Below are 4,282 nucleotides of genomic sequence, written 5' to 3' on the forward strand. Positions count from 1 at the left end.
GGGGGGGGGGCGGGGGCGGGCCGGGGGCCCCGGCAACACCGGCCCGCGGGTGTCACCTCGCCGTGGTCACCTGCCACATCCGCCAAGCACCCTCCGTGAATCGCAGGACCATGAGGACCCGCTGGCTTTCGGACCCCTTGGCACTCACGATGACCCTGCCATTGCGATCCAGATAACGGTAGCCGCCTTGCACGCTCGTCGCCTCGATTCTCGCCTCCCCCGATTTCTCCCCCGGCAATACGGCAACATCGCTCAGGTGCGTCTCAAGCGCCACGAGCCGCAATTCCAGGCCCCGCATGCGCGACACAACCTTTTCATCCGCCGCCAGCGCCGGTGAGCCTGCCGCATGGACCTTCCGCAATTCCTTGGGGTTCCCGGCCATCAGGGCCCGGTCGCGACGCGCAGACAAGTCGGCCGCCACCAGCACCAGTTCGCGTCCCGAGTCCGGGGTGCCACCGGGAGCCGCCGGCATGACCTGCGCAGGGGCTTGCGGCGCCCCTGCCACGGCCGGCTCGTTGGCTTCCTTGAGCATGCTGGTGGCCACCGCGGCCATGGCCACCACCAACAACCCGATGGCCACTGCGGCGGCCATGCGTCGGTTTCCGGGCCTCAATCCGTGGATCCGGTGTTGTTGGGCCCAGCGTCCTTCCCCGCCTGCGGCCCGTTCATGCGCTGGCAGGCCGGCATTGGCGTCAAACGCCGCCCGGAGCCGTCTCGGCACCGGCTTCTGTTGGGCCTTGATTTGGGCCTTGCGTTCCTTGAGCATTTCCTTGTCAGCCGCCGTCGGGCTGCCGGTGCGCCGTCCCCTGCCCAGCAACCCTGCCGCAGCCGGGGTTTGACGGGTGGTGAGCATATGTTTGAGCGCTTCCGGTTCAATCGCAGCGCTGAGCTCCACGGCCTCAGGCTCCCCCGCAACAAAGATCCGTTGCCCAAACTGGGCCGCGCTCGGTCGACGCTCCGGATCCGGGTCCAGTCCCTGCTCCAGCAATTTCGCGAATTCGTCATTGACTTCCGGGACCATCGCCCCCAGCGGAACCCTGCTGTTCGTGGCGTTGGGAGGTCGCCCGGTCAACAGATACCAGGCGCATGCTGCCAGGGAATAGACGTCCCGTGCCGGTTCCAGTCCTCCGGAACCGGCACGCATACCGCACTCGGGGGCGCAGAATCCCTGTGTTCCGTACTCCCCCGGCGTCTCGCCCACGGCTCGGTGCGTGCCGAAGTCCCCCAGCTTTGGCTTGCCTGCCGCCGTGAAGAGTATGTTGCGCGGGCTCAGGTCCCCGTGGGTCAGCCCCCGCGCGTGCAGGAATGCCAGGGCCTCGGCGATCGGCGCCATCACGGTAATGGTCTCCCCCACGCTCAGAGGTCCGCGCACCGCCACCACCTGGGCCACGGAACCGGCAGGGCAGTACTCCATCAAGATTCCCGGACCGATGGAGGTCTCGAGCAGGCCGAACGACTCGACAAGGAATTCATGCTCGAGGCGCAGCGCCTCGGATTCAACGACACTTTCGGGAGCGTCGCCACCGAGGATCTTAACGACCAGTTCCTCGTGCGTCGTGCCGTTCTCCACGACCCATACGCTGCTGCCTGAGCCCTCATCCAAGTGCCGAAGTGTGCGAAATCCATCGATTCGCGGGACTTGCATTGGCTCTTCCTGGGATTCCATGGTTCTGTTCTACTCGCATTGGGTTTCCCGTGCTCAAGTTATCCACAAGCAACAATGGGTAGCGGATTCGAGGGCGCCCCGGGAAGCGCGTACTGTTGTCGCCATGACCATCAAATTCGAGCGAATTGGCCATGCCCCCGAGCTGGTCGATTACCGCGTTGCATGGGACATGCAGCGCCAGGTACACAAAGACGTAACGGAAGGGGAATCGGGGCCCGTCGTTTTCCTCTTGGAACATGCGGCCGTTTACACGGCCGGACGCAGAACCGAACCTGAAGACCTGCCGGTGGACGGCACCCCGGTGATCGATGTCGATCGCGGCGGCAAGCTCACCTGGCATGGCCCGGGCCAGTTGGTGGGGTACCCGATCGTTCGCTTGTCGGACATGAAGGGCATCCGCGAATACGTCTCGACACTCGAAGAAGCCCTGATCAACGTTGCAGTCGGCTACGGCATCGCCGCGACCCGGATCAAGGGGCGCAGCGGAGTGTGGGTTGCCGGGACCGACGGCGGCCAGGACCGCAAACTTGCCGCGATCGGGATCCGCGTCGACCACGGCGTGACCATGCACGGTTTTGCCTTGAACTGCTCCAACGACCTGGCACCGTATGCACAGATCATCCCCTGTGGAATCACCGACGCCGGCGTCACGAGCATCAGCCTGGAAACCGGGATCACGGTCAGCCCGGCCGATGTCCTCGACCGCGTCGAGCAAGAGCTGGATGCCTTGTTGAGCCCGATTGTTTCGCTCACTGCCACAACCCCCGAAGGAGCCCGTTCATGAGTGCCGCACCCGAAGGTCGCCGCCTGCTGCGCATCGAGCAGCGAAATTCCGAAACCCCGGTTGAGCGCAAGCCCGAGTGGATCAAGGCAAAGATCAACATCGGCCCCGAATACGTGGGACTGAAGAAGCTCGTCAAGTCCGAGGGCCTGAACACCGTCTGCGAAGAGGCCGGCTGCCCCAACATCTTCGAATGCTGGGAAGACAAGGAAGCAACCTTCCTCATCGGCGGCTCGGAATGCACCCGCCGCTGCGATTTCTGCCAGATCGACACCGGCAAGCCCCAGCCCATCGACCGCGCCGAGCCCTTCAAGGTCGCCATGAGCGTGAAGAAGATGGGCCTGCGCTACGCCACCGTCACCGGCGTTGCCCGCGACGACCTCGAAGACGAGGGAACCTGGCTTTACGCCGAAACCGTTCGCCGCATCCACCAGCTGAACCCCGGCACCGGCGTCGAGCTCTTGATCCCCGACTTCTCGGGCAAGCCCGAGCACCTCGACGAGATTTGCGCCTCTGCCCCGGAAGTCTACGCGCACAACCTTGAAACGGTGCCGCGACTGTTCAAGTCCATCCGCCCCGCATTCCGTTACGAGCGCTCCCTGGACGTCATCTCGCAGGGCCGTGCCAACGGCATGATCACCAAGTCCAACCTGATCCTGGGCATGGGTGAAACCCGCGAGGAGATCACCGAGGCCATCAAGGACCTCGTGGATGCCGGCTGCGACCTGCTCACCATCACCCAGTACCTGCGCCCCACCGAGCGCCACCACCCGGTCGAGCGCTGGGTCAAGCCCCATGAATTCGTGGAGCTGCAGCAGGAAGCCGAGGAAATGGGAATCCTTGGCGTCATGAGCGGGCCGTTGGTGCGTTCCTCCTACCGTGCCGGTCGCCTTTGGGCCGCCGCCATGCGCAAGAAGGGCAATGCAATCCCGGAGGCCCTGGCGCACATTGCCAGCTCCGGCGACACCCGCCAGGAGGCTTCTTCGCTCGTCGGCTCCTAGCCGGTTCCGGATCGCGTAGAATTGAATCACTATGGCCAAAAACACCAATAACGCCTCGTCCGAGGCTGCAAGTCCTAAGCGCGGACTGTTCTCGCGCAAGCCGAAGGCCGAGAAGGCCAACAAGGAACCGGGCCGGCTGAAACAGCTGGGCCAGGTCTTCCAGATGACCCGCAAGAACGACCCCATGGTCGTCTGGCTGATGATTCTGGCTGCCCTCGGCGTCCTTGTTGTGGGCCTGATCATTGGCCTGCTGATCAACAACTGGATCACCGCGGTCCTGATCGCCCTGCCGCTCGCCTTGCTCGCGGCAACCATGATCCTTTCCCGCCGCGCCGAGAAGGCCGCCTTCACGCAGCTTGAGGGACGTCCCGGTGCAGCCGGAGCGGCCATGAGCGTGTTGCGCCGCGGCTGGATCCTGAAGGACGAGCCGGTTGCCGTGAACCCGCGCACCAAGGACCTGGTGTTCATGGGCATTGGCCGCGCAGGCGTCGTGCTGGTCACAGAAGGACCGAACACCCGTGTTCGCACCCTCGTCGACGCCGAGCGCAAGCGCATGGGCCGCGTGCTTCCCAACGTTCCGATCCACGTGATCAACGCCGGCAACGAGGAAGGCCAGACCCCGCTTGCCGAGGTCGGCAAGGCGATGAAGAAGCTTCCCAAATCGATCACCAAGCTGGAGATCAGCGCAGTCGACAAGCGCTTGAGCACCCTTGGCAGCGCGAAGCTACCGATTCCGAAGGGAATCGACCCCAACCGGGCCCGCCCCAACCGCAAGCAAATGCGCTGACGCTAAGGCACGAGATCCGTTGAAGAAAAGTGGGGGGGTTTTTGGGG

The 4,282-nt window shown here is 64.4% G+C and carries 4 protein-coding genes; 3 read left to right on the forward strand and 1 reads right to left on the reverse strand.

Annotated elements, in window-relative coordinates; genetic code table 11:
- Positions 1-52 precede the first annotated feature (52 nt).
- Positions 53-1,666 (reverse strand): serine/threonine protein kinase, encoded by a 1,614-nt coding sequence (locus ACIPVK_RS21535; protein ID WP_407614026.1) that lies wholly within the window; start codon positions 1,664-1,666, stop codon positions 53-55.
- A gap of 103 nt (positions 1,667-1,769) precedes the next feature.
- On the opposite strand from ACIPVK_RS21535, the gene lipB reads away from it, so the two are divergent.
- From lipB to ACIPVK_RS21550, 3 genes are read left to right on the forward strand one after another with little or no spacing between them, the layout of a single operon-like run.
- Positions 1,770-2,450: a lipoyl(octanoyl) transferase LipB gene (gene lipB, locus ACIPVK_RS21540; protein WP_407614029.1), complete on the forward strand. Its 681-nt coding sequence runs from the start codon at positions 1,770-1,772 to the stop codon at positions 2,448-2,450.
- A complete protein-coding gene (lipA, locus tag ACIPVK_RS21545) occupies positions 2,447-3,448 on the forward strand; it encodes a lipoyl synthase (RefSeq protein WP_407614027.1) in 1,002 nt (333 codons plus the stop codon). Before lipB ends, lipA begins: the two co-directional genes overlap by 4 nt.
- A gap of 31 nt (positions 3,449-3,479) precedes the next feature.
- The gene (locus tag ACIPVK_RS21550; RefSeq protein WP_407614028.1) at positions 3,480-4,235 is read left to right on the forward strand and encodes a DUF4191 domain-containing protein; all 756 of its coding nucleotides are present in this window, start codon (positions 3,480-3,482) and stop codon (positions 4,233-4,235) included.
- Positions 4,236-4,282: the final 47 nt, after the last annotated feature.

Origin of the sequence: Paeniglutamicibacter sp. MACA_103 (assembly GCF_045798555.1) — a bacterium.
In the GTDB taxonomy this organism is placed as follows: Bacteria; Actinomycetota; Actinomycetes; order Actinomycetales; family Micrococcaceae; genus Paeniglutamicibacter.

What these genes read in the sequence shown, in the direction of transcription:
- ACIPVK_RS21535 (WP_407614026.1), bottom strand. Translation starts at nt 1,666, where the DNA reads ATGGAATCCCAGGAAGAGCCAATGCAAGTCCCGCGAATCGATGGATTT.
- lipB (WP_407614029.1), top strand. Translation starts at nt 1,770, where the DNA reads ATGACCATCAAATTCGAGCGAATTGGCCATGCCCCCGAGCTGGTCGAT.
- lipA (WP_407614027.1), top strand. Translation starts at nt 2,447, where the DNA reads ATGAGTGCCGCACCCGAAGGTCGCCGCCTGCTGCGCATCGAGCAGCGA.
- ACIPVK_RS21550 (WP_407614028.1), top strand. Translation starts at nt 3,480, where the DNA reads ATGGCCAAAAACACCAATAACGCCTCGTCCGAGGCTGCAAGTCCTAAG.